At 72.1% G+C, this 23,857-nt stretch carries 27 protein-coding genes; all 27 read right to left on the bottom strand.

Annotated features, from left to right (window positions below; all coding sequences use genetic code 11):
* Positions 1-242: 242 nt before the first annotated feature.
* Positions 243-3,023 (bottom strand): sialate O-acetylesterase, encoded by a 2,781-nt coding sequence (locus ACL02T_RS32855; protein WP_412834715.1) that lies wholly within the window; start codon positions 3,021-3,023, stop codon positions 243-245.
* 30 nt (positions 3,024-3,053) lie between these two features.
* Positions 3,054-3,395 (bottom strand): hypothetical protein, encoded by a 342-nt coding sequence (locus ACL02T_RS32860; RefSeq protein WP_412834716.1) that lies wholly within the window; start codon positions 3,393-3,395, stop codon positions 3,054-3,056.
* Between the two features lies 1 nt (position 3,396).
* Positions 3,397-3,624, bottom strand: a complete 228-nt coding sequence (locus tag ACL02T_RS32865) for a hypothetical protein (protein ID WP_412834717.1) — start codon at positions 3,622-3,624, stop codon at positions 3,397-3,399.
* A 110-nt stretch (positions 3,625-3,734) separates the two neighbouring features.
* Positions 3,735-4,673, bottom strand: a complete 939-nt coding sequence (locus ACL02T_RS32870) for an N-acetylmuramoyl-L-alanine amidase (RefSeq protein WP_412834718.1) — start codon at positions 4,671-4,673, stop codon at positions 3,735-3,737.
* A complete protein-coding gene (locus tag ACL02T_RS32875; protein WP_412834719.1) occupies positions 4,670-4,936 on the bottom strand; it encodes a hypothetical protein in 267 nt (88 codons plus the stop codon). The genes ACL02T_RS32870 and ACL02T_RS32875 overlap by 4 nt, the downstream gene beginning before the upstream one ends.
* Positions 4,937-4,944: 8 nt before the next feature.
* Positions 4,945-5,349, bottom strand: coding sequence for a hypothetical protein (locus ACL02T_RS32880; protein ID WP_412834720.1), 405 nt, complete (start codon positions 5,347-5,349; stop codon positions 4,945-4,947).
* The gene (locus tag ACL02T_RS32885) at positions 5,346-5,510 is read right to left on the bottom strand and encodes a hypothetical protein (protein WP_412834721.1); all 165 of its coding nucleotides are present in this window, start codon (positions 5,508-5,510) and stop codon (positions 5,346-5,348) included. The genes ACL02T_RS32880 and ACL02T_RS32885 overlap by 4 nt, the downstream gene beginning before the upstream one ends.
* A complete protein-coding gene (locus ACL02T_RS32890) occupies positions 5,507-5,794 on the bottom strand; it encodes a hypothetical protein (RefSeq protein WP_412834722.1) in 288 nt (95 codons plus the stop codon). The genes ACL02T_RS32885 and ACL02T_RS32890 overlap by 4 nt, the downstream gene beginning before the upstream one ends.
* Complete coding sequence (locus ACL02T_RS32895; RefSeq protein WP_412834723.1) at positions 5,791-8,952, bottom strand: phage tail protein; 3,162 nt, start codon at positions 8,950-8,952, stop codon at positions 5,791-5,793. Before ACL02T_RS32895 ends, ACL02T_RS32890 begins: the two co-directional genes overlap by 4 nt.
* The gene (locus ACL02T_RS32900; RefSeq protein WP_412834724.1) at positions 8,949-10,823 is read right to left on the bottom strand and encodes a hypothetical protein; all 1,875 of its coding nucleotides are present in this window, start codon (positions 10,821-10,823) and stop codon (positions 8,949-8,951) included. The genes ACL02T_RS32895 and ACL02T_RS32900 overlap by 4 nt, the downstream gene beginning before the upstream one ends.
* 41 nt (positions 10,824-10,864) lie before the next feature.
* The gene (locus ACL02T_RS32905; RefSeq protein WP_412834725.1) at positions 10,865-11,284 is read right to left on the bottom strand and encodes a hypothetical protein; all 420 of its coding nucleotides are present in this window, start codon (positions 11,282-11,284) and stop codon (positions 10,865-10,867) included.
* An 18-nt stretch (positions 11,285-11,302) separates the two neighbouring features.
* Entirely contained in the window at positions 11,303-13,975 is a 2,673-nt protein-coding gene (locus ACL02T_RS32910) for a phage tail protein (protein ID WP_412834726.1), read from the bottom strand.
* A 21-nt stretch (positions 13,976-13,996) separates the two neighbouring features.
* Positions 13,997-14,335, bottom strand: coding sequence for a phage tail assembly protein T (locus ACL02T_RS32915; protein WP_412834727.1), 339 nt, complete (start codon positions 14,333-14,335; stop codon positions 13,997-13,999).
* Positions 14,332-14,691, bottom strand: a complete 360-nt coding sequence (locus tag ACL02T_RS32920) for a phage tail assembly chaperone (protein WP_412834728.1) — start codon at positions 14,689-14,691, stop codon at positions 14,332-14,334. The genes ACL02T_RS32915 and ACL02T_RS32920 overlap by 4 nt, the downstream gene beginning before the upstream one ends.
* 37 nt (positions 14,692-14,728) lie before the next feature.
* A complete protein-coding gene (locus ACL02T_RS32925; RefSeq protein ID WP_412834729.1) occupies positions 14,729-15,160 on the bottom strand; it encodes a phage tail tube protein in 432 nt (143 codons plus the stop codon).
* Positions 15,161-15,173: 13 nt separating this feature from the next.
* Positions 15,174-15,599: a DUF3168 domain-containing protein gene (locus ACL02T_RS32930; protein WP_412834730.1), complete on the bottom strand. Its 426-nt coding sequence runs from the start codon at positions 15,597-15,599 to the stop codon at positions 15,174-15,176.
* Positions 15,599-15,964: an HK97-gp10 family putative phage morphogenesis protein gene (locus tag ACL02T_RS32935; protein ID WP_412834731.1), complete on the bottom strand. Its 366-nt coding sequence runs from the start codon at positions 15,962-15,964 to the stop codon at positions 15,599-15,601. Before ACL02T_RS32935 ends, ACL02T_RS32930 begins: the two co-directional genes overlap by 1 nt.
* Complete coding sequence (locus tag ACL02T_RS32940) at positions 15,964-16,317, bottom strand: phage head completion protein (RefSeq protein ID WP_412834732.1); 354 nt, start codon at positions 16,315-16,317, stop codon at positions 15,964-15,966. The genes ACL02T_RS32935 and ACL02T_RS32940 overlap by 1 nt, the downstream gene beginning before the upstream one ends.
* A complete protein-coding gene (locus ACL02T_RS32945; RefSeq protein WP_412834733.1) occupies positions 16,314-16,868 on the bottom strand; it encodes a hypothetical protein in 555 nt (184 codons plus the stop codon). Before ACL02T_RS32945 ends, ACL02T_RS32940 begins: the two co-directional genes overlap by 4 nt.
* Positions 16,865-16,999 carry a hypothetical protein gene (locus tag ACL02T_RS32950; protein WP_412834734.1) on the bottom strand — a complete coding sequence of 45 codons (135 nt, stop codon included), beginning with the start codon at positions 16,997-16,999 and terminating at the stop codon, positions 16,865-16,867. Before ACL02T_RS32950 ends, ACL02T_RS32945 begins: the two co-directional genes overlap by 4 nt.
* Positions 17,000-17,001: 2 nt before the next feature.
* Positions 17,002-17,487, bottom strand: coding sequence for a hypothetical protein (locus ACL02T_RS32955; RefSeq protein ID WP_412834735.1), 486 nt, complete (start codon positions 17,485-17,487; stop codon positions 17,002-17,004).
* A gap of 94 nt (positions 17,488-17,581) precedes the next feature.
* Positions 17,582-18,796, bottom strand: coding sequence for a phage major capsid protein (locus ACL02T_RS32960; RefSeq protein ID WP_412834736.1), 1,215 nt, complete (start codon positions 18,794-18,796; stop codon positions 17,582-17,584).
* 63 nt (positions 18,797-18,859) lie between these two features.
* On the bottom strand, positions 18,860-19,462 hold the full coding sequence (locus ACL02T_RS32965) for an HK97 family phage prohead protease (protein ID WP_412834737.1): 603 nt from the start codon (positions 19,460-19,462) through the stop codon (positions 18,860-18,862).
* A gap of 9 nt (positions 19,463-19,471) precedes the next feature.
* Positions 19,472-21,403 (bottom strand): phage portal protein, encoded by a 1,932-nt coding sequence (locus ACL02T_RS32970; RefSeq protein ID WP_412834738.1) that lies wholly within the window; start codon positions 21,401-21,403, stop codon positions 19,472-19,474.
* A gap of 2 nt (positions 21,404-21,405) precedes the next feature.
* The gene (locus tag ACL02T_RS32975) at positions 21,406-21,597 is read right to left on the bottom strand and encodes a hypothetical protein (protein ID WP_412834739.1); all 192 of its coding nucleotides are present in this window, start codon (positions 21,595-21,597) and stop codon (positions 21,406-21,408) included.
* On the bottom strand, positions 21,597-23,375 hold the full coding sequence (locus tag ACL02T_RS32980; protein WP_412834740.1) for a terminase large subunit: 1,779 nt from the start codon (positions 23,373-23,375) through the stop codon (positions 21,597-21,599). The genes ACL02T_RS32975 and ACL02T_RS32980 overlap by 1 nt, the downstream gene beginning before the upstream one ends.
* The gene (locus ACL02T_RS32985) at positions 23,350-23,805 is read right to left on the bottom strand and encodes a phage terminase small subunit P27 family (RefSeq protein WP_412834741.1); all 456 of its coding nucleotides are present in this window, start codon (positions 23,803-23,805) and stop codon (positions 23,350-23,352) included. Before ACL02T_RS32985 ends, ACL02T_RS32980 begins: the two co-directional genes overlap by 26 nt.
* Positions 23,806-23,857: the final 52 nt, after the last annotated feature.

The following is a 23,857-nucleotide window of genomic DNA, read 5'->3' on the forward strand; positions in this document are numbered from 1 at the left end:
GCTCGGCAGGTCCGTGCCGCCGGATGGCGGTCGGGGCCCTCTGCTGTTGGGTGCAGCACCGGTCAGGGCGACATGGCTCTGACCTGCGGATGCTTCCCTAAGGCGTCTGGTCGATCTGGCGACAGCAGGCCCGGCGGCAGGTCATGACCTGCGGTTCGGCGAACAGCAGACTTCATCCGAGACGTCGCGGTGACCGGCGACAACACTCACGCGCGACGGTTGGCGTTATGCCTGGTCACGGATCACGGGGTGGCGTAGTAGGACTTCTGGTTGGCCTGCCCGTCCTGGCGCGGCGTGACGCCGAGCGCGGAGGCGAAGGTGACGATCTCGCTGATGAAACCGGTGTAGGGGCTGACCAGCGTCGACGCGCCGTAGGTGGTGCCGCCGAGGACGAACCGAGTCAGGGTGACCGTGCCGGAGCGGGTGTAGGCCGAGGACGCCGGGTTGGTCGCACCGTCCACGAAGCCCCCCAGCTCGGTGCCGGTGTCGAGCGCGGTGACCTGGTGAAGCGCTCCGTCCTGGGCCACGGCGGTGCCGATGACCTGCTTGATCGTGTTCGGGACATCGTCGGTGGCCTGGAGCACCGGGGCCCCGCCGGAGGACCACCAGCCGAGGATGTAGCGGGCCTGGCTGCCGGTGGTCGAGCCCTCGCAGAACACCGAGTCGGAGGCGTTCGTGGTGTGCGAGGTGTAGACGCCGAGCGTGGTCGCCGCGCCTGCGGCGTAGAGCCCGGCCACGTTGCCCTGCAAGGACTGGGCGCCGGAGAACTGCATGGACGGCTTGCCGTTGCGGGTGATGACCGCGCCCGCGCTCACGATCTGCGGCTGCGCGGCGGCGGTGGCCTGGGCGAGGTGCCGGGTGTTGCCGGACTGGTCGTAGATGGTGTCGACGAACCCGCTGTTCGCACCGCAGAAGGTGAGCAGGGCGGCGGTGTCGAGGTCGCCCTGGGCGGTGAACCCGATGTCGAGGGTGGTGTTGTCGCTGCTGCGGCGGACCTTGACCGCCGACCCGCTGTAGTCGCTCTTGAGCTTCCGCAGGCCGTACGCCCCGTAGGCGCCGGTGCCGACGGCGGTGAGCAGCGCGATGGGCGCGGCGGTGGAGGCGGTCACGGTGGCGGAGACGGTGGCCGAGCCGGCGACGTTGACCGCGGTGACCCGGTAGTCGTAGCTGGTCGCGGCGATCAGGGCGGGCACGGTGTAGGACGGCGAGGTCAGGCCGGTGACCGAGGTCCAGGTCGAGTCGGCGGTGCGCTTGTACTCCAGCGTGTAGGACGCCGCCCGTGCGGCGGGGTTCCAGGTCAGTGGCTGCGACGCCTGCCCTGCGGTGCCCGCGGCCAGGCCGGTGACCTGTGCGGGAGCGGTGATCAGGGTCAGCGCCGCGACCGGTGAGGGCGTCGAGGTGCCCTGCTCGTTGACCGTGGACACCCGCACCTGCACGGTCGCCCCGGACGGGAGCCCGGTGAGGGTCTGGGTGTGGTCGCAGGCCACGGCCCCGTTGCGGGTCGCGACGGTCCAGCCGGACCCGGTGTTGTACTCCACGACGAACGCGGTGTGCCGCCCCGGGGCGCGCCGCCAGGTGGCGGTCATCGTGGCCGCGCCGGTCTGGGTGAGCAGGACCGCGGTCGGGGCGACTGGCGGGGTGCCGGTGACGTTGGCGCGGGCGAACTGGAGGCCGCGGGCGTAGCCCTCGATGTTGCGGCCCCAGTCCCCGCCGCCGAGGATGCGCTGACCTGCTGCGTTGTAGTGGATGGTGCCGCCGTTTGCCTCGCTGTTGTAGCAGCCGGTGGGGCCAGGGAACCAGAACGTCCGCGGCTTCCTCGACTGGGTGTCGATGTGCGCGGCGTTGACCAGCGGATACCCGGCGTTGATGTTCCCTGCGACCCGCTCGGGCACCATCGGGCCGACCAGGAACGGCAGGTCCGCGCCGAACAGGGCGCGCAGGTCGTCGATGACCGAGTCGAGCCTGGCTGCGTACTGGGCCTGATTGAGGTAGGCGGTGTCGCCCTCGCCCTGGTGCCACAGCGCCGCGACCAGGCGGTTCCGCGGGTTGAGTGCCAGCGCGGCCTGGATCTGGGCGACCGCGTTGGAGTAGAGGTTGAGCTGCGCGGGGGTCGCGGCGGGGTCCCACGAGTAGTTCGGGTCGGAGAATCCGGTGGAGCCGCGGCCGCAGGGCACGAGAAGCACCGACCGGTTCGACGGGATCGTCTTGACGTACTCGCGGGCGAAGGTCATCCCGAACCCGACGCAGGCGGGCGCGGGCTGGGCCTGCTGGTGCTGGAGCGGGTCGGAGGCGACCACGATCTGCCGGTAGTAGGCGCCTGCCGCCGGGAACTGCATCACCCGCGGGTGGGTGGGGTCCAGCATGGCGACGTCGAGGTTCTCCCCGTTCCCGACGCTGTTCGACTGCCCGAGCACCGCCACCAGGTCGTAGCCGACGTCGGAGGGGTCGGCGACCGGCGCAAGCGTGAACTCCCCGTCCGTGTCCTGCGTTAACGCCAGAGGAACGCCTACCGCAGCACCGGCGGCGGGGACGCGGACGACGGTGGCGCCGGCGTCGTCGGTCTCGTCGGCCTTCCCGTCGAGCTCGGCCTCGAGGGCGGTGAGGTCGGCGGCCGCGGCCTTCCCGGCGACGACCGTGGCGAGGGCGTCGAGCTCGGCCTGGGAGACGTAGTCGTCGAGCTCGGGTGCGGTGACCTCGTCGAGGGTGCCGAGGTCGACGGTGGCGCCGGCGGCGTCGTGGGGGATGACGACGGCGTACTGGCGGGCGTAGCTGGTGCCGACGAGTTCGCGGACGACGTACCCGGTGCCGGCCGGGGTGGTGTCGGGGTCGGTGTTCGCGGCCAGGGCGACGGACAGCTCACCGGTCTCGGCGTCGACGGCGGCCTCGACGACCTTGGGCAGCACGGTGTCGCCCGCGTTCGTCATGGCTGCGGTGGGGGTGAAGCGCAGCCGCATCCCGGCGAGCGGTTCCCCGGCCTTCGCGAGGCGGTAGCTGCGGGTCAGGGTGATCTCGGTGAACGCCACCTTGTCCTCCTCCTCAGGGTGTTGGCGGGGTCAGGCGCCGGCGGCTTCGAGCGTGGCGAGGTCGGCGGTGGCGCTCGCGGCGTCGTGGGGGACGACGACGCTGTAGGTGCGGGAGTAGCCGGTGCCGGGCACGTACTCGCGCACGGTGTAGCTGGTGTCGGCGGGGGTGGTGTCGGGGTCGGTGTTCGCGGCGACGGCGATGGGCAGCTCCCCGTCGGCGCCGACGGTGGCCTCGACGGCGATGGGCAGGACGGTGTCGCCGGTGTTGGTCATGGCCGCGGACGGGGTGAGCCGGACCTTGAGCCCGGTGATCTCGGTGGCGGCCTGGGCGAGGCGGTAGTCCCGGGTGAGGGTGATCTCGGTGAACGCCACGTCAGACCCCCGAGGCCGTGGTGTCGGGGACCTGCGGGTCGGAGACCGGGGTGACCTTCGACCGCGTGATGAAGCTCAGGACGAGGGTCGCGACACCACCGACGATGGTGAGGATCGTGGAGATGGCGGTGTCGCCGAGCTGCCACCAGCCGAGGCCGACGCCGAGGGCGATGACGGCCTTGACGAGGTCGAGCAGCAGAACGGGCTCAGGGCGGGTCTGTGCGGCCATGGTGTGGTCTCCCATCGGGATCAGGCGAGGGCGGTGCTGTCGGGGGCGGTGAGGGTGATCTGGAGGCCCGGCGAGGGCGGAGTGCACGGCTGCTGGCGGCCGGCGGCGGGTCACTTCGGGAAGGGTTCGATCAGGACGGCGCCGTCACCAGCCGCGTCGATCCAGCACTCGAGGTACTCGGTGCCGTCCGGGATGCGCTCGTAGAGCCGGTTGGCGTTGCGGGCGGTGAACTGCCAGATGGGGCCGGCGCCGGGCGGGGCGCCGTCGCTGTCGGCGTTCTGCTGGAACGCGATGGTGCCCTGGCAGCCGCCGGCGGCCGACACCGAGACGTAGGCGTCGCCGACGAGGCCGGATGCCCGGCCGACGGGGCAGATGATGCGGTGGTAGTTCGCGCCCTTGGCGAGCACGCGGTCGAGCATGTCGATGAGCTCCTTCTTCGCGGTGCCGGTCGAGCTGGCGCGGCCGCGCGGGATCAGCTGCAGCGGGTTGGTCAGTAGGTAGGCGACCCGGGCCCGGAACGCGTTCATGTCGAGCCCGGCCGGGTCTGGCTTGCGGCCGATCGGGGTGGCGCACTCCCGGTGCGCGCACACGCGGGCCGCGGAGCGGCGCATGTAGTACAGGCAGGCCGCAGCCAGCCGCGGGTAGCAGTCGAGCTGCTCGGCGGTCCACACGCCGTCGCCGTCGTCCTCGGCCTCGCAACCGAGCGCCCGGCTGTTGAGGTCGGAGAAGTCAAACTTCGTCCCGTCCGGGTCCACACCGGCCCACCGGGACACTCCGGCGTGCCAGGCCAGGCCCGCGGCGTTGACGTAGATGGTGCCCGAGCGGCCGAGGCCGAAGTGGGCGAGAGGGCCGGCCAAGCCGGCACGGCCGTCGCGCACGACTGCCAGCGACGGGTACTCGCCGGCCTTCGGCCCGGCGGTGTGGTGCAGCGTGAACAGCTCGACGGCGGCCATCCCGCCGTGCCCGCGGGCGCGCCACCCGTGAAGCTCGACGACGGGGTAGCCGGTGAGGCGGGCGGCGTCGGCGAGCCAGGGGACGTAGACGCTCACGGGCGTGGGTCCTCTCGTCCGGCGTCCCAGTACTCCCGCTCGTAGTCCTCCGGCAGGAGGATCACGTCGGCGATGTGCACCGCGGGCGGCATCGGGAGGTGGCGGCGGGCGGCGTGGGCCTCGATCTCGTCGTCGAGGACGACGTCGTGGGCGCCCATCTCGCGGTACGCGAGCGACTGGGCGTCGAGCACGCCCGGCTGCGGTGGGACGTCGGCGGCGAGGAGCTCGTCGCGGACCTGGCGGTACAGGGGCGGGTCGGTCACCGGGCTCCTCAACGTTCGATGCGGGGCGGGACGAGCCCGCCGGTGCAGTGCAGGGCGGCGAGGGCTTCGCGGATCTGCGCGAACGCGTCCTCGTACTTGTCGCGGGCCTCACCGGGTGGGCGAGTAGTGGGGTCGTAGCCGCCGACGAGGAGCTGGAAGGTCGGGCACAGCGACTGCTGCACGAGCCCGTCGAGCTGTTCCTGGGTGGAGCGCTGCTCGGTGACCAGCACGATGCCGAGCAGGATCAGGATCCCGAGCGCGGCGCCGGCCAGCGCGGTCCGGACGGAGAGCCGCTCGGCGCGGCCGGTGCGCCGGTCGAGTGCCTCCTGCCCCTTCGACAGGCCCTCGACGGCCGCGCGGAGCTGCGACACCTCGTCGGCGAGTTCGCCGGCGCGGGCGGACAGGTCGCTCACGGATTACCTCCTCCTGGGGCGTGGGTGCGGCGCTCGACCTCGGCGCCGAGCTCGTGGACGAACCGCTCCAGGCGGTCGACGGCGGCGACCAGCTGAGTGCGGAGAGCCTCCGACTTGCGGAGCAGCTCCTCGGTGGCACGTGCGCGTTCGGCGGCCGTCATCGCCGGTCCTCTCGCCGCATCTCCTCGAGCACCTGTGACAGGACCCGGGTGGCTTCGGCGAGCACGCCGAGCTGCCGGTCCTGGATCGCCGTGTTGATCCGGCGGAGTTCCTCCTCGAGGCGGTCCGCGCGGTGGCGTTCGGCGTCGGCGTTCGCGGTGGTGCGCGCGAACAGCACCTTCACCGCGATCGCCAGGCCGAGGGCGAGGAGACCGAGGGCGCCGTACTGCACGAGGCCGCCGGCGAACGGGTCGCCGACCGCGGCGGCCTGGGCGACGGTGATCAACCCTGGGGCTCCTTCGGGGTGAGGTACCGGTACGGCCCATCGCCGTGCGGGGTGTAGTCGGCGCGGCGCGGCTCGACGTCGAACTCGGCGCCGCGGCGGGTGGCGAACACCCGCCAGGCCACGCGGGAGCCGTCGGGGCCGGTCGAGACGATCTCGAAGCGGCCGCCGTCGATCTCGGTGGGCGCGGCCTGCGCGAGCATCGGCAGCCCCGACGCGTGTGTGCACGCGTACGGGGTCAGCTGGATCGACGCCGAGCCCGGGACGGTGAGCGCGTCGAAGTAGGCGGGCAGGTCAACGACGGCGCGGCCGCCCTCGATGGTGGCGACGCCGTTGTACTCGACCCCGGCGGTGGGGGACTCGGTGCAGCCGTGGACGAGCCAGAGGTCGGGGTCGTCAGGGTGGTCGACGACGAAGCTCTTGACCGTGCCAGCCGACACGAGTTCCGCAGTGCCACCAGAAGAGATCGACAGGTAGCCGTTGTTCGGGCCCCCGAGTATCACGGAGCCGGTGGGCTCTATCCACAGCTTGGCGTTGTTGTTGCCGTTGAGTCGGACCCGCCCGTCGGATGCGAACAGGAGTCCTAGGCTGCCGGGCCCGTCGAGCAGGATCCCGCCGGACTCCCCGTAGAGCTCCACGCCGCCGCTGTCGCCAGCGAGTTGGATCTTTCCGTCGGGCAGGACGATGACGAAGCCGTTGTCGTTCCCCACGATGGCCGTGCCGTCGTTCGCCACAGTGACGTGGGGGTTTCCGGGAGCGTTCTCGTTGCCGAGCGCCGCCTGGCCATCGCGCTCTAGCTTGAGGATGCCGCCGTCGAAGCCGCCACTCGTGATCTTGTGCCCGATCCACACGTTGGTCGACCAGGCGTCGAGCGCGAAGCCGTCGGTCTGCCCAGAGGAGTTGAGGGCGTTGAGCTGCAGCATGGCGCCCGAGGTGCCGTCGGGGCGGGTGCCGGATTGCGCGCTGAGGCTGTACCGCTGCTGGGTCGCGTTGGGGTAGAGCAGGATCCGCGGTGGCGGGCCGGGGTCGACGGTGATGGTGGGGCCGGCGCCGGCGCCGGCACCGGCGATGAGTCGGCCGATCATCTGGAGGATCTCGTCGTCGATGTCGTAGGAGAGGACGACTTCCTCGGATGCGTTGATGCAGAACAGGCCCTGCTCGCCGTCGAGCTCGACCCTGCTGCCGGTGGTGCCGGTGGCGATCCGATCGCCGACGATCAGCAGGCTGTTGAGGATCCCGGCGGTGAGGACGCCGATGTTGACCGACGCGACGTCGCCCTCCTCCACGCGGCCGGGGACGCCGGAGGCGGCCGCGGACGCGGCGGAGCGGTTGCCGGTCTTGTCGCGGGCGACGAGCCGGACGTACCAGGTGGTGTCGTAGTCGGGGTTCCCGAGCGCGTCCGGGGGGGCCCAGGGGAAGCTCCCGGCGCCGCGGAGCTGCCCGATGAGGCTGCCGCCGTCGGCGAATGCGACGGGCGGGCCGGCGGCGGGGTCGTAGCCGGCGTCGGTGGAGGCGTGTAGCTCGATCGCGACGGTGTCTTCCGGCATGGCTTCGCCGGCGGAGCCCTTCCCGTCGTAGTCGGTGCGCAGCAGCCCGATGTAGTTGCTGACGACCGCCGCGGAAGGGGTGGGCGGCGGGGTGCTGTCGGTCTCGAGGGTGATCGCCCCGGCCGCGGTGAACGGGGAGGTGCGGTCCCACTTGTCCTGGGCGGCGACCTCGACCTCAACGGTGGCGCCGGCGACGAGGGAGTCCCATTCGGCGTCGGTGTCGGTGGTGACCGGCAGCGTGGTCCAGCCCTGCGGGAGGGCGGGGTCGAGGTAGCGCCAGCGCACCAGGTAGCCGCGCAGGTCGGTGATCTGGGAGCCGTCGGAGTTCTCCGTGACCGCCGGCCAGTCCGCGGTGACCGCGGCGAGGGTGCCGTCCTGGTTCGGGTAGGCGTAGGAGTCGACGGTCACCCCTCCGGGTGCGGCGGGGGCGAGCCCGTCGTCGACGTCCGCGCCCGGGGTGGAGGCGCCGGCGACGACTTGGCCGCCGACGAGCCCGTCGATCTGCCGCTGCTGCTCCTCGGCGAGGGAGGAGATGAGGTCGCCGAGGACGACCGACCCCTTCGGGTGGTCCTCCCCGCCGGCCTGCGACAGCGTCAGCTGCACGATCCGTTCCCGCTCGAGGCGGCGGGTGGTGTCCCGGTACACCCAGTCCGACGGCCGCAGGTCCCGCAGCGGGGTCGGGTGGTCGGGGTGCATCCCCAGCGCCACCTGGGTTTCCTGCACGCCGACCGAGGAGCGGGCAAGCTCGAGCAGCCCGTAGGCGGTGGCGGCGCCGGTGGTGGCGAGCTGGCCTTGGGAGACCGAGCGGACGATGCGGCGGCCGCGGATCGCCTCGGCGGTGGGGTCGTCGACCTCGACGTAGATCCCGTCGGCGCCCTCGACGAGCAGCTTGGTGGGGGCGCCGCTGGAGTCGGAGCGGCGGGTGGCGTCGGCTAGGTCCCGGCCGGCGCGCAGCACGAGCGGCGGGTTGGTGAGGGTGTGGTCGGTGCCGACGGTCTCCGGCTCGTACAGCCCGACCTCGAGGGAGGAGGTGACCTCGGCCTCGGCCATGCCCCACTGGCGGAGCTGGTCGGCGATGTCGAGGAGGCTGTTCTTCGGCCCGATCTCCGCGTTGGTGGTCTTCGTCCAGGCGACACCGTTGCTGTCGTGGGTGTCGGTGAACGTCCAGACCAGGTCAGTGAGGGCGCCGTCGGCCTGGGCGAGCTCGAGGACCTCCCGCATGATCCGGCCGGCGGTGGCGTCCGGGAACACGTGCGCGCCGTCCTCCCCGTCGCCGGGGCCGAGCTCGTACTCGTCGAGGCGCTGGGTGTTGAGGTAGCCGCTGTAGGTGATGAGCCCGGTCTCGTCGACGTCCGACCCGTCGCGGGTGTACAGCCGGGCGTGGAGCGCGTTCTGCGCGGTGCCGTCCCAGCGGATCGCGATCGGGAGGTCGCGGCGGCGGGTGACCCGCTCCTCGAGCACCGTGGCGTTGAGCCCGGTGAGCGGGTACTTGATCTCGACGCCGCCGCGCTTGCCGGGGATGAGGGAGACCGTCCAGTCGGTGACGTGCGGCAGCGGCGCGAGGTAGGTGTTGTCGTCGTCGAGCGCCCAGAAGTCGACGCGCAGCGCGGTCATGCGGCCGTCTTGTGCTTGCGCCGGCCGACGACCGTGGCCCTCGAGGAGCCACCGCCGGTGTGGGTGAGGGTGAGCTCGGGCCCGCCCGGTTCGGGGCGCATCGCGAACCAGCGGCGGGTGACGAGCCCGCCGTAGGACAGCCGCTCGTAGTCGGCGGCCGCGACGACGAGGCCGCCGGTGCCGTCGATGACCCACTGGTCGTCGTGCGTCCAGATCCGCAGCGTCTGCCCGGCCGAGATGGTGCCGGCCCAGGCGACCCAGATCCCCGACGACTGCTGCTCGAGCCGCGGGTTCAGGCACGCCTCCGCGCCGACGGGGCCGAGCTCGACGAAGAGGTCTTCCATCGGCGCCGTCGCTCCGTCGAACCCGGACAGCCGCGCGGTGGTGCCGGTGGGGCCCTCCACGACGTTGTCCGTGGTGGTGTCGTCGATGTCGCGCCAGAACGGGTCGGCCAGCCGGATCACGAGGTCGAGCTCGGCGACGCCGGACTGCAGCTCGGTCTTCGGCTCGATGACGTCGAGGACCTCGCCGGTGATCTCCCGCTCCTCACCGTTGGTGCGGGTGTACTCGATGAGGACGGTCTCCTCGCCGATGGCCTCCATGAGCTCGTCGATCCGCTCGTGCAGCTGCCGGCGCATCGTCGACCCGGCCGGGATCCGCCCGTCCTCGGGGTCGACCCCGACGATCGCGAGCGGGAGCGCGGCGACACCCGCGCCGTAGAGCTTCCCGGGGATGCGGCGCTCGCCGTGCCGGCCGGGGATCACGATGTCCCCGCCGCGCTTCTCCGGCACCCGCAGCAGCGTGGACATGTCGCGGGAGCGGTGGGCGAAGCGGCGGATCGGGAGCCCGTTGAGCCGCAGCATGTCCGGGATCGGCACCCGCGCCGCGGCCGCCATGGTCGGCGGCGGGATGGCCGCGGCGAGCTGCCCGGTCTGGGTGACCGTGCCGGCCGCGGCCGCCGCCGGCGGCGGGATCGTCGCGGCGAGCGCACCGGTGGTGGTGACGGTGCCGGTGAGCGCGGCGGTCGGGGCGGGGATCGTGGCGATGAGCTTCTCGACGGGCTCCTCGACGTCCCCCGCGAGCGCCACGGCCGGGGCCGGGATCGCGGCGGCGAGCGCGCCGGTGGCGACGACCTGGCCGTCGACGGCGGCGGCCGGGGCGGGGATGCTGGCGGCGAGGCTGCCGGTGGTGATCGACGGCTCCCCGACCAGAGCGATCAGGGATGCCGTCTTGGCGTGGGTGAGCTCGTCGGTCCCGGTCAACGCCGCGGTCAGCGACCCGGTGGCGGCGGGGGAGGCGTACTCGCGGGAGAAGAGGGACAAGGCGCCCACGTTGTCGTGGATCCGTGCGGTCCACCCGGTCAGCCCGGCGCCGGTCCAGGTGCCGCCCCAGTAGGAGCCGAGCAACCACAGCACGGTGCGGTTCGCCCCGGCCGGGGTGCCCGACACCGCGGGGGAGGAGCTGGAGCCGGCGCCGGCGGCAGCCTTGTTGATCAGCTCGACGGGGGTGCCGGTGGCCACGGTGTCGTACCAGGCGTGCATGACCCCGTCGCGCCACACCGCCCCGGTCCACGTGAACGTCGCCGACCCACCGGAGATCCCGGCGGCGGCGTCGTCTGTGTACCGCAACCAGTAGCGGTAGACGTAGTACGTCTCACCGCTGGCGGTCTGAGCCTCGGTGTCGAACAGCGTCCAGTTCGTCGCGCCACCGCCGGACGGGGCCGGCGCGGTGGGGGCGGTCGTGGACTCCTTGTAGACCTCCGCGATGAGGATGTCCCCGGCGGTGCGCCCGGCCGGGGCGACGAGGACGGCGGAGGCCCCGGATCCGGACTCGAGGTAGGTGCCGGCGGCGCGGAACTTCGGCAGAGCCACGGGTCACCTCCTCCTGGGCTGGTCGAGCTCGAGCACGCGCGTCAGTCGGCGGTGCCCGCCGAGGCGGTGACCGTGCCGCCGGTGATGTCCACGGCCAGCCCGGACGTGATCGACGTGGTCTGCAGGGTGAGGTCCCCGCCGCCGCCGGTTTCGGTGACCTTCCCGTCGAAGCGGGCGGTGCCGTCGGAGTCCTTCGCCCGGAACCACGTCGCCGTCCCGGTCGCGACGGCGTTGACCGAGGCGGGATCGGACAGGGCGGCAGCGCCGGCGCTGGCCGCCCCGAACGCCGGGTCGGCGAGGGTGATCGTCGCGAGCAGCGTTCCCGCCGCGGCGGAGTCCGGGCCGGCCGGGCGGGTACCGGAGCGGATCTCGATCGTGCCGGCGCCGGAGCCTGCGTCGAGCAGGTCGACCAGGGCGTCGGCGATCGCGTTGCGGGTCGTGGCGGCGAAGGTGAGGGTCACGGGGGTCCTCCTCGGGGGTCAGCGGCGGAAGGTGCCGAGCGCGGAGAGCAGCTGCATGTCGCGGTTGACCGACACGTGGGTCGGCTCGCCGACGGGGTTGTTCACGGTGAGGTTCACGACGGGCGCCGCGGCCATGGCCGGCTCCCGGGCGGGCTCGGGGACCGGGATGCGGTTGAGCGCCGCGGACCAGGCCGCGCCGATGTCGGTGGTCTCGGCGCCGCGGCCGGCGGCGGCGGCGGTGTCGGCGGCCAGGCCCTCGGCGACGCGGGTGAGCTGGCGGGCGCCGGCGATGATGCCCTCGCCGATGCCGGCGGGGATCATCTCGCCGACCTGGTCGCGCATGAGCCTCGACGGGGAGGCGATGCCGAGGAACTCCAGGATGGGGGCGGGGACGGTGGAGCGGACCCAGCCCATGATCTTGTCGTAGAGCCAGGTGCCCATGGCGGCGATGCCGTTCCACAGGCCGGTGACGATGTTGCGGCCGGCGTCGACGAGCCAGCCGATGGCCTCACCGGCGATGCCCTTGATCCGGTCCCATAGGCCGGTGAGGAAGTCCCACACCCTGTTCGCGCCGTCGGACACGACGGAGGAGATGCGTGCCCACACGTCGGAGAAGAACCCGGCGATGGTGTTCCACACCGAGGAGACGACGCCCCACACGGCGTTCATGACCGTCGAGATCACCGACGAGATCGCGTTCCACGCGGTCGCGATGGCGGAGCCGATGGTCTCCAGGATGGGGCCGAGGAAGCCCCAGATCGTGTTCCAGACCGACGAGACGACGCCCCACACGGCGTTGAGGACCGTCGTGATCACGGACAGGATCGCGTTCCAGACCGTCTGGATGACGCCCCAGATGAAGTTGAGCGCTGTGCTGATCGCGCTGGAGATCGCGTCCCACACGACCGTGGCGACGTCGAGGATGGCCGACCAGGTGGTCGTCCACAGCTCGATGATCGGGTTGAGGATGGAGAAGACGACGGCGAGGAGCACGCCGGCGACGAACTGGAACACGGCGACGACGGCGTCCCAGATCGCGGAGAAGAACGCGATGATCGGGGTCCAGATGGCCGTGGCGACGGCGACGATCCCGGACCACACCGTGGACAGGAACCCGGTGATGGCGCCCCACACGGTCTGCACGACCGTCACGACGCTGGTCCAGATCGTGGAGAAGAACGACACGATCGCGTTCCACACCGTCGTGGCCGTGGTCTTGATCCACTCCCACGCCGCGGCCAGGTAGGTCTTGATCGTGTCCCAGTTCGTGATGATGATCGCGACGAGGGCGATGACCGCGCCGATGAGCAGCAGCCACGGGTTGGCCATGAAGGCGAGCTTCAGCACGTTGAAGGCGGTGCTCACCGCGGTGAAGCCCTGCTTGATCAGGTTCAGCGCGTCGACGACGCCCTTGGCCATCTTCACGACCTCGCCGAGGACGAGGATCCCCTTCACCCCGGCGACGAGCGCAGCAAGCGCGACGATGGTGCCGGCGAGGACGCCCGGGTTCGCCGCGGCCCACTCGGCGAAGGACTGCAGCAGCGGGGCGATTGCGGTCAGCGCGCCGGCGAGTGCGGTGCCGAGGATGACGGCGACCTGGCCGAGCGCGGACACCAGCGGCGGGAGCACCGGCAGCAGCGCCTGCAGCGCCTGCATCAGCAGCCCGGCGAGCTGGGCGCCGGTCGCGAACAGCGTGGTGAGCGTCTCCTGGCCCTGTGCGCTGTTGACCATCGTGGCGATCTGCCCGGTGATCATGACCAGGTTGTTGAGGAACCCGCCGCCGGACACGGTCGCCGCGTCGAAGATGCCCGAGATGATCGAGCCGATGTTGCCCGCGACCTGCCCGAGCTGCCCGAACGTCGACAGCCCCTCGGACATGATGCGGCGCAGGTTCTCGGTGTCGCGGGTCCAGGCGGCGAAGGCCTCAGCCGCGCTCCCGGCTCCGGACACCAGCCCGGGCAGGAACGAGGCGCCGACGGCGAAGATGTTCGACAGGCCCTCGGCGAGCGGCGCGACGGTGTCCATGATCGAGCCGAACGCCTGCCGCACCTGCCCGAGGGCGGTGCTCATCTGCGTGGCCTTCGCCTCGTTGGCGAACACGAGCGCCGTGGTCTGGGCGGCATAGTTCATGTCGGCGGCCAGGCCGCGCATCGCGCCCTGCAGGATCGGGATGTAGGTCTTCCCGAGAGTCGAGATGTGCGAGCTGAGGCCCTCGAACATCTGCTGCTGGACGTCGAGCTTGAGCGCCTTCCACGCCGGTTCCAGCGCCTTGATCGCGCCGACCGACTCCTGCGCGGCCGGGGCCATCTTGGCCAACGCCTCGGCGGCCTTCTTCGGGTTGTCGCCGAGGGCGTCGGCGAACCCCTCCAGCCCGACCTTCAGGGTGCCGATCGCAAGCGCGCCGGCGCCCGCGGCGGCGGGGAGCAAGAGCAGCGCACCGGATGCTGTCGCGGCGACCGAGGCGAGCCCGCCGATGGCCTGCACGCTCGAGCTCATCGCCGCGAGCCCGGCGCCGACCTTGCCGATGGTGGCGCCGACCTTCGCCAGACCGGACCCGAGCTTGTCGATGTTCGTGCTCGACTTCTCGACGTCAGCGACGAACGTCTTCAGCGACGACCGGGCGCGGGTGAAGCCGGCAGTGAGGTCGTCATCTACGCCGAGGTGAACCAGCAGCTTCTCGAGGGTGGCCACGGGCTCACCTCCTCCGGCGCGCTATGCAGTTCGGCTGGTGTCGCCGCCGAAGCGGCGGTTGAGCAGCTGGGCTTGCTGCCACATCTCCTCAGGGGATTGCTTCTCCCGGCCGCCCCACTTCGGGAGGAACTCGTCCGGCCGGCGGGCGCGGCCCTTCGCCTGCGACGAGTTCACGACGGAGGCCGAGACGATCGCGGCGGCGTAGTCGAGGCGGGCCCCGCCGAGCGGCCCGGTGAGCTGCTCGTAGACCTGCCACTCGGTGAGCTCGCGGGAGTCGGTCCGGTCCAGGAGGTCCCGGACCGTCATGCCGAGGTAGCCGGCCAGGCGGAAGACGAACTGCCGCCAGGGCCGGCGTCTCATTCCCCCGTCAGGTCCTCCACGTCCTCCTTGGACAGCCCGGACAGCTTCTGCGCGGCCTCGGCGACGCGGTGCAGCGCGGCCGCGGACTTCGCGCCGAGGACCTCGACGTCGGCGTCGCCGAACAGCCGCTCACCGTCCTCGTCGATCATGCACATGGCGGCGACGCGGGCCCGGAACAGCGCAAGCTTCGACGTGCTCACCTTGCCGTTGGTGCCCATGAGCGACGACTCGAGGCGGTCGCGCTCGCGGCCGGTGAGGGGGCGGATCCGGACGGTGCCGCCCCACTCGGGGACATCGACGTCCTGGGTCTGCAGGTCGTCGGCGGACTCGATCTGCTGGCGGGTCAGCAGGGCCATGCGGGGGTCTCCTCGGGGGTGCTGGTGCTGGTCGGGGTCAGCTGATGACGGGCTTGCCGTTGACCTTGAAGGTCAGCTCGGCGGCGAGCTTGTCGTCGACCGGGCCCTCCGGGGAGAAGCCGGTGAGGATCAGCGACAGCTCCCAGACGCCGATCGGGTCGCCGGAGGAGTCCGGCGGCCAGGACAGCCGGTAGTCGCGGGGGAGGTCGTCGTCGAAGTCGGCGACGAGGGTGTCGTGGACGCGGGGGTCGTAGTTCACCTCGAGGGACAGCTCGCCGCCGTCCTTCAGCCCGGCGCCGATGAACTCCTTCCACCCGTCGGGGGTGTCGTGCGCGGACACGTCTCGGGTCTCGCGCTCGATCTCGGGCCCGCCCACGTTGGTGACGTTCGCGATGGCGGTGAACACGGGGCTCGGGTCGGCCATGTCGGACCGCTCGAGCTTCACCCCGTACCCGTCGACGCCTGCCATGGTCGTGCTCCTCTCAGGTGATGCTGTCGGTGGTTGTCGCCCAGATGCGGTAGCGGGCGACGCCGTGGCGGAGGTCCGGGTCGGGATCGCGCTGGAGGGTCTTGCTGACGGCCGCGATGGACACGTCGACGAGGCCGGGGATCTCGATGGGCTTCCGGTCGAGGGCGGTGTCGAGCTGGACGAAGATGCCGGCGATCTCGCGGAACCCGCGGTAGGCCGACCAGACGTGCAGGGTGATGCCGGCGTCTATGCCTTGCCGGTCGTGCGCGTCGTCGGCCTGCTCGTCGAGCTCGCCGAGGACGACGTAGGGCTTCGGGGCGTCCTCGGGGGGCTCGTCGTAGATGGCGACCACGCCGGGCCCGGGTTCGCCGGCGAGGCCGGGGAGGGCGACGAGGGCGGCGTAGAGGGCGCGCTGCACAGGCCAGGCAGCGGTGGCCATCAGAGCCGCTTCTCCAGCGCGGGCCGCACGTAGGGGCGCAGGTCTCGGTGCGCACGGAACGCCGGCCAGAGGAAGGGCTGAGCCTCCATCTCGCTGGTGCCGTGCTCGACGAACGGGGCGTAGTAGCCGGGCTCCTCCCAGTCGGCATCGACACCGACGGTGCAGGTGAGCGCGGCTGGGGAGACGACGGCCTCGATCTGGCTGGCCATCTCGCCGGTGTCCCTCGGGGCGCGGCGGCGGGAGTCGTCGCGGACGTCGTCGCCCCACGATTCGAGGGCCTCGACGCAGATCGCCCGGCCCTGCCCGGCGAGCTTCTCCAGCTGGGCGGCGAGTTTCTTGTCGCCGGTGACTTTGATGCGGGCCATCAGCCGCGGCTCCCTTCGGGCTGGCGGAGCTCGACGTCGCAGCGGGTGTAGACCGGCTCGGACGGTTCGAAGACGGCGGTGACCTGGAGGACGAGGCCGCGGTCGGTGCGTAGCTGGTCGCCGCGGCGGACGTCGACCCGTGGGGCGAGATACACGCGGGGGGACAGGTCGGATCCGTCGGCCTGCGCGGTCTGCCGCTCCCGGGTGGTCGGCTGGGAGATCCGACCGGGGAGGGTCGCGACTTGCGCCCAGGTGGTCTCGCGGCCACCGCCGTCATCGGTGGTGCTGGTGAGCCGCCACACCTGCAGCTGCTCGGGCAGCAGGTCCGGGGTGATCGCGTGTGGGGAGCTCATCGGGCCCGGTAGGGGGCGAGGCGGCGACGTTCCCACTCGGTCAGCTCGGCGCGTCCGGTGCGTCCCTCGCCGGAGCTGGCCCAGGAGCGGGAGTAGTCACCGATGGACAGCTGGGTGACCTGGTCGGGGTTCAGCGCGAAGCGGGCGGCGACCTGCAGGGTGACCGAGCGGATGGTCTCGGGGATCTGGTCAGGCGCGTAGCCGTGGGTGTAGGTGACGACGACGAGGCCCGGCTCGTCGGGCCAATCGCAGCCGCTGCGCTTGAGCACGCCGGCCATCGACCACGAGTAGCTGGCGGCGGTGAGCGGATCGTTGTCCAGTTCGACGGAGGCGACGTCGGTGACGGGGAGCTGGGGGAGCAGCAGGACGCGGCCGCGGCCGGGCCCGCTGATCCAGACGTCGTCGACGACGCGGTCGACCTGCTGGCCGAGCTCGTCGCGGACGGCCTGGCTGGCCTCCTCGAGGATCAGGTCGGCGAGGTCGTCGGGGAGCTGGTCGGTGGTCTTGCGGGCGAGCGTGCGGAGGCGGGCCGCGGTGTTGAACGCGCTCACGGCACCTCCTCGTCGAGCGGGGGAACGGGGTGGTGCACGGTCTCCGCGGCGCGGGGCGGGGGACCGGTGTAGGGGGTGCAGCCGGCGAGGGCCAGCGCCACGAGGAGCGCGGCGCCGGCCCTCGCGAGCACGGCTACTTGCTCCCGTCCTTCTTCGCTGCGGAGTCGCCCGTGTCGGCTGTCTTCGCGTCGTCGTCGGTGTCCTCGGAGGTGCTGCCCGGTGCCGGGTCGGGCGTGTTCGCCGCCGTCTGCCCCGGCTTGGTCGCCGGGGCCGGGGCCTGGGCGTCCTTCGGGGCGGTGCGGGTTGCCCGCCGCGGCCGGTTCGCCGCGCGGGCGGTCTTCGGGGTCTCCTGCGCCACCCGGGCCTCCTTCGCCGCCGAGTCGACGGCCAGGTCCCCGGAGGCGACCGGCGGGGTCTTCTCCACGGTCTTCTCCGTCTCGGCCGGGTCGGCGTCCGCCAGGTCCTCGCGGTCGGCGGCCTCGGCGTAGCCGGCGTCGATCCAGGACTTGGCGAGGGAGTCGGGGACGTCACCGACCTCGTTGCTCTTGAGGCGGTAGTTCCGGCCGTCCTCCGCGGTGCCGGCGATCGACGTGCCGGCGGTGATCTTCACACGCTTCACGGGATGTCCCTTCGGTCGAGGTCGCGTGCTGGGTGCCGGCGCCCGGCCCGGTCCCCTGAGGGCCAGGCCGGGGCGCCGACGGTCAGGGGAGCGGTCAGCTCGCCGGGTGGGCGAGGATGCGGAACGCCTCCGGGCGGATGACGTCGCCGCCGACGCGCTTGCGGACCTTCCAGCCGACCATGCCGTCCTCGGCGTAGAGCTGGTCGAGGAACTTCACCGTCATCCCGAGCCGGTCGTAGATGCGGTAGCCGGCGTTGAAGTCCCCGAAGATCACCGATCGGGCGCTCGCGGCGACGGCCGCGATGTCCTCCTGGTTCTCCACCGCGTGGCCCTTGAAGGTGTTGGGGCGGCCGGCCTGCACCGACGGCTCCCACATGTAGGCGCCGGTCGAGCCGCCCTCACGCAGCTGCGCGATCAGCAGCTCGGTGGCCGAGGCCATCGCGAACCGGGCGTTGCGCCGGTACTGGGCGGGGACGCCGTAGATCAGCTTCAGCATGTCGTCGACGGACAGCGCCGCGGCCGCCGCGGCGGCGACCGTGGTGATCCCGCCGCCGGTGGTCATCATCCCGACGGGCTGCTGGTTGGCGTGCCCGGTGCCGACCGCGAACCCGGTGTCCTCGGCCTCCCCGAGCGCCCGGGAGAAGCTGTCCCGGACCAACCCCTCGAGGTTGACGTCGGAGTCCTCCAGCTCGTCCTCACCGATCTTGGCGAGCCCGTTGAGGTCCTCGATGTAGGTGTACTCCTCGGTCGGGGTGTCGGGCATCGAGTCGGTCAGCGCCGTACCGGTCTCGAGCTTGCCCCAGCCGACGGACACCTCCCCGAGGGAGCGCCGGCGGACCCGGTTCGACCCGATCGTGCGGGTCGAGCACAGCGACCGGAACACGGTGATGTCCGGCAGGGACCGGAGGATCTCGGTCTCCAGCTCCTCCGGGACGAGGATCTCACCGTTGGTGTTCTCGACCAGAGCGCGCTGCTCCGGAGCGAGCCCGCCGCGGCCGCGACGGAGGAACTGGGCGAACGCGGCCCGCCGGTCGCGGCCGCGCTGCTCGTCCCCACCACCGGGGGCTCCCTCACCGCCGCCGGCGCCGCGGTCACCGAGGGAGCGGGCGGCCTCGAGGTCGCGCTGCTCCTGCGCCTCCTGCCGGTTGATCCGCTCGGTGAGCGAGGTGAAGTCGGTCTCGTGGCGGCCGTAGTTCTCCTGCTCGGTGGCGTCGAGGTTCCGGTTCTGATCCTCGGCGCCCTCGATGAGGGCACGCATCGACTCGACGACCCGGGCGCGCTCCTGGCGGAGCTCCACGCTGCTGGGCATGAGCATTCCTTCCGTGGGTGGGTCCCGGGCGTCCCGGGTGTCGGCGCGTCGTGCGCCGCGGGTCTACTGGGCGATGAGCTCGTTGAGGCGGAGCCGCTGACGGAGCAGGGCGATCGGCGGGCCGGTCTCCTCGGGCCTGGCCAGCTCGCGGCGGGCCCGCTCGGCGAGCTCGGCGGAGGTCTGGGAGAAGGCCGGGTAGGTCACAGCGGAGACGTCGCCGCCGTCGAGGTCGATCTCGAAGACCTGGTGCACGTCACCGGCCCAGCCGTCCGCGCGGATCCAGAACCCGAACGACATCTGGCTGAGGTCCTGCCGCTCGAGCAGCACGGCGAGGTCTCGTGCGTAGGAGACGTCGGCGAGGTCGGCGTCGACGAGGACACCCTCGTCGTCCTCCCGCAGTGTGAGCGTGCCGTTGCGTGTGCGGCCGAGTAGGAGGTTCGGGTCGTGGTTGATCAGGAACCGGACGTCGGGGTCGCGCTCGAGGGTGCGGGTCGCGGCGCCGGGCATGATCCGCTCGCGCCAGCCGCCGAAGTCCTCCGACAGCTGGTTGTAGACGATCGCGCGGCCGGTGAAGTGCAGCTGGCCGCCGGCGGCCTCGTTGCCGGCGGCGCGGCGGATCTGCAGCTCGGTGAGAGGCGTGACGCGGCGCTCGGCGGTGATGGACATCCCAGCCTCCTACGAGAGGTCGATCGTGCAGTCGCAGCCGGCGATCTCGTCGACGCCGAGCCGGTGGTCGCGGGGGTAGCTGCCGCGGGCCTCGCCGACCTGGAAGTCGTCGTCGAGGTCGACGGTCACCCCGTCGAGGACGTCATGGGTCGGGCGGGTCGTGGCGCCGCGGGTGCGCCAGGTCTTGCGGGTCGCCCCGTTCTGCCGTCCGGCCTCGAGCGCGGCGACGTTGCCGACCTTCGCGACTCGGGCGTCGGCCAGCTGCGGGACGCGGTTGGCGAGGAATCCGGCGAACAGCTCGGTGATCGCGTCGAGCGGGTCGGCCTCGGGGTCGGCGAGCAGCTGCTCGACGCGGGTCGCGGTGGTCGTGTTGATGTTGCTGGCGGTCGCGAAGGTCTCCTCGCCGAAGAACAGCCGCATGAGCCCGGCGGAGAAGGACCCGCCGAGCTTCCCGGCGACCAGCTCGCCGATGTCGCCGGCGGCATCGAGGGCCAGGGTCTGCAGCAGCGAGGCGAGCCGCTCGGTCCAGGCCGGTGAAGCGGCCTCGGCCGCGGCTGCCGCGGCGTCGCGTGACCGGCGGGCACCGAGCTCGGCGAGGATCTCGTCGCGCTGCTCGGTGAAGTAGTCCTCGAGTGCCTCGCGGTGGCGGGTCAGGTGCGCGGGGAACTGCTCGGTCACCTGCGACACACGCACCTGCCGGCGCCACCCGGCGGGGACCGGGGCGGAGCGGGTCTGCTCCGGCCCAGGAGATCCGGCCGGGACCATGTTCAGCGGCTGCAGGTACTGGTCGCCCTCGTCGCCGATCGGGTCCTCGTCCTCGCGGCGGAGGATGTCGTTCACGCTCAGCCAGCCCCACTGGCGGCCGGTGGCGTAGGCGGCGTAGCGGGACTGGAGGTCGCCGCGGAGCAGCCCGCCGGTGTTGATCCGGGTGTAGTAGCCGCCGGCGCGTGGCCCGAACAGCCGGTTCGTCTCCTGTTCGAAGCGGGTCAGGAACGGGGCCAGGGCGTAGATGACGTAGCCCAGCGACATCTGCTCGATGCCGGAGCCCCAGGTCGTGGCCGCGGTGTCGCCGACGAGGAACGGCGGGATGTTGTACATCCCGGCGATGTCCGCGCGGCCGACCTTGTAGATCTCGAGGAACTGGGCGTCGGCCGGCGCGAGGGACACTTTCTCCCACTTCGCCCCGCCCTCGAGCAGAGCAAGGCGGTGTGCCCGGTCGAAGCCCTCGTGCAGGTCCTGCCACTGGGCGACCATTCGCTCGTACTGCTTGTCCGACAGCTCGCCCTCGACGGACACGACCCCACCAGGGGAGGCGTCGCGCTGGAAGAACCCGCCGACGTAGGCCTGTGCGGCGAACGAGGTACCGACGGACTGGCGGGCCAGCGCGATCGGGGACAGCCCGAAGTCGCCGGTCCCGAGCGCCCGGTAGTGCAGCACGTTCTCCCGGAGCACGCGGGTCTTCGATCCGACCTTGACCCCGCGCAGGGGCGCGAACTCGTCGTCCGCGAGCTCGATGTCGTAGGCCAGCCGGCCGTCAGGGATCCGTGCACCCTCGACGCTGGTGGGCCGGAGCGGCCAGAGCCCGCGCGCCGAGCCGTCGTTCTGCCGCTCGATGTAGCCGAACCCGTTCCCGCGCAGCGCCTGCCAGGCGACGATCTGGCGGCGGTACTCGGCGCCGTCCATGTTCGGGTTCGGCTCGTGCAGCAGGTGCGCGGCCGGGTGGTCGTCCCCGGCCAGCCGCCGGCCCTCGGCCTTGCGCAGCGCGGCGATCGGCAGCGTCCCGGCGCCCTCGGCGAGCAGCCGCACGCAGCTGTAGACCGCGGCGACCTGCAGCGCCCGCTCCGGGTCGACCGGCACACCGGCCGAGGTTCCGCGACCGTCGAGACGCCCCATCCGCTTCGAGCGGCGCTCAGGGGTGAGGAGCGAGCGGAGCAGCGGCACGGCTACCTCCCAGCCGGCACGTTGCCGAGGATGACCAGGACCAGGCCCAGGACGAGGAACCCGGCGACGAGGCCGACGAGGAACCCGGCGATGACGAACGAGGCCAGGCCGGCAAGCTCGACGAGCAGCTGCAGGAGCGCCCGATCGCGGCGGAGCCCGGTGACACGGGCCCAGCGGCTCGAGGTGGGGGGCATCAGCTCCTCCTTCCCTCGATGACGCGGATGCGGGGCTCGGGCTTCTCTTCCGGGCCGGACCGCAGCAGGTCCATGGCGAGCGCGTTGAGCCCGGACACCCAGCCGTCGATGCGCTTGGTGCTCTTGCGGGTGTCCGGCTTGACCGGCTTCACGTTTCCGGCGGGGTCCTGCCGGACGGCGGCGCAGTCGATGTTCCAGCGCAGCAGCGGATGCCCGCCGTGGCTGATCCGCCGGCCGAGGATGAGCCGCTCCATCGCCTTGGTGGGCCCGGACAGCGAGCCGTAGCCCTGCCGGACGGGTTCGACGACGATGCCGTCGTCCTGCAGCTGCAGCGCGGTCTCCATGGCGTTCCACGGGTCGTAGCCCAGCGCCTTGATCGGTGTGATGGTGTGAACTCGGTTCACGAGCTCGCGGACGGCGCGGTAGTCGACGACGTTGCCCTCGGTCTCGCGCAGCAGCGGGCCGAGGTGGCCGCGCTCGCGCGTCCACCGGTCGAACGGGACGCGGGTCTTGCGGGTGAGCCGGTCGATCGAGTCCTCCGGGAGCCAGAAGAACGGCACCCACACGTAGCGGCCGCCCTCTTCCTCGGGTGGGAACCACAGCGTCAGCGCGGTGAGGTCGGTGGTCGAGGACAGGTCGAGCCCGGCGTAGCAGGAGCGCCCGGCGAGGGCTTCGTAGTCGACCGGGATCGGGATTCCGGTGCCGGGTTCCTTCGCGCTGGCGTCCCAGTCGGTCATCGCGACCCACCGGACGTCGGCCTTCGTCCGGATGTTGAGGTGCAGCCGGAGGAACTCGTTGAGGTAGGCGGGCGTGGTGGCCGCCCGGTTCGCTTCCTTGGCCAGGTAGTCGGCTGAGACGGTCAGGTCGTAGCGCGGGTTCGCCGCGCGGTGCACGGCCGGGTCGAAGGGGTCGGCGTCGGTCGGGGCGGCGTACACGACGCCGTAGGTCGTGGGGTCCTGGCCGTGCCCGCCGGCGAGCAGCTCGAGGTACTCGTACTTCTCCGCGAAGATCGACTCGTCCTCGCCCTTGTCGGCGGTCGAGATGATGACGATCAGCGGCTGCGAGCGGGAGCCGGTGCCGGTCTCGATCGCGTCGACGAGCCACCGGTTCTTGTGGACGTGCAGCTCGTCGATGACGCCGCCGTGGACGTTGAGGCCGTGCTGCCGGTCGCCGTCCGCGGACAGGGCCCGGAACACGCTCGTCGTGCCGGCGGCTGCCGGGTACTCCATCACCGACCGCATCAGGCCGCGGCCGGCCTTCTTCCGGATGGCCTTCGAGTTCTTCGCCATCGTCAGCGCGTCGTTGTAGACGATCTTCGCCTGCAGCTTGTCGCCGGCGGCGGCGTAGACCTCGGCACCCGGCTCCCGATCCGCGCACCACAGGTAGAGGCCGAGCACGGAGGCCTCGGTGGACTTCCCGTTCTTCCGCGGAATCAGGATGATCAGCGTCGTGATGATCCGGCGGCCATCCGGGTGTTTCCATCCGAGCGCCGGGCCGATCTCCCAGCGGATCTGGGTGTCGTAGAGCCGGACCGGGGCGCCCGCCCATCGGGCCTTGGTGTGCTGCAGCAGCAGCGAGAAGCGCAGGAAGTGCTCGACGGCCGCGGGGTCGAACCAGGCGCCCTCGACGTAGCCGGGCTTCCCGCGCTGCGGGGTCGGCTCCGGGGTCCGCAGGAGCGGCTCGTGGTCCCAGCCGGTGCGCTCGATCAGCCCCTGCTCGGCCCACTCGTCGAGCTGGTGTTCCCAGTCGGCGTCAGTCCAGGATCCCCTCGGCGCCATCGTCGTCCTCCGGCTCCGCGACGGACAGCCGCTGCCGGGCCGCGGGCGTCACGCCGATCTCCTTGGCGAGCTGGACGACCATCGCGCCGGCGTCCCGGTACAGCTGCCAGGCCGGGTGCTTCACCAGGGACCCGCGGTAGCCCTCGACGACCAGGCCCTCGGCGTCGAGACGCTTGGCCAGCGTCGTCCACCGCGACCAGGCGTCGCAGTACATCGAGAGCACGGCTCGGTCGACCTTCGCGACCAGGCCGAGGCGGTCGAGCTCGCGCACTACGCGCCGCCACTCGGCCTTCGCCTCCCGGTCGAGACGGTCGGGCGGGTTCGGCGCGCCGGGCGGGGCCTTCACGGAGCCGGTGCTGGATCGGTGGCCCGGGTTCCCGCGGAGGAACCGGACGTTGTCGGACTGGGCGAGCGGGCCGCGAGCGCCCATCGCGGCCTCCTTCCCCGGTCAGCTACTCAGTGTGACTGGCCTGGCCTGTGCA

It is taken from the genome of Pseudonocardia oceanicola, assembly GCF_047200735.1.
In the GTDB taxonomy this organism is placed as follows: Bacteria; Actinomycetota; Actinomycetes; order Mycobacteriales; family Pseudonocardiaceae; genus Pseudonocardia.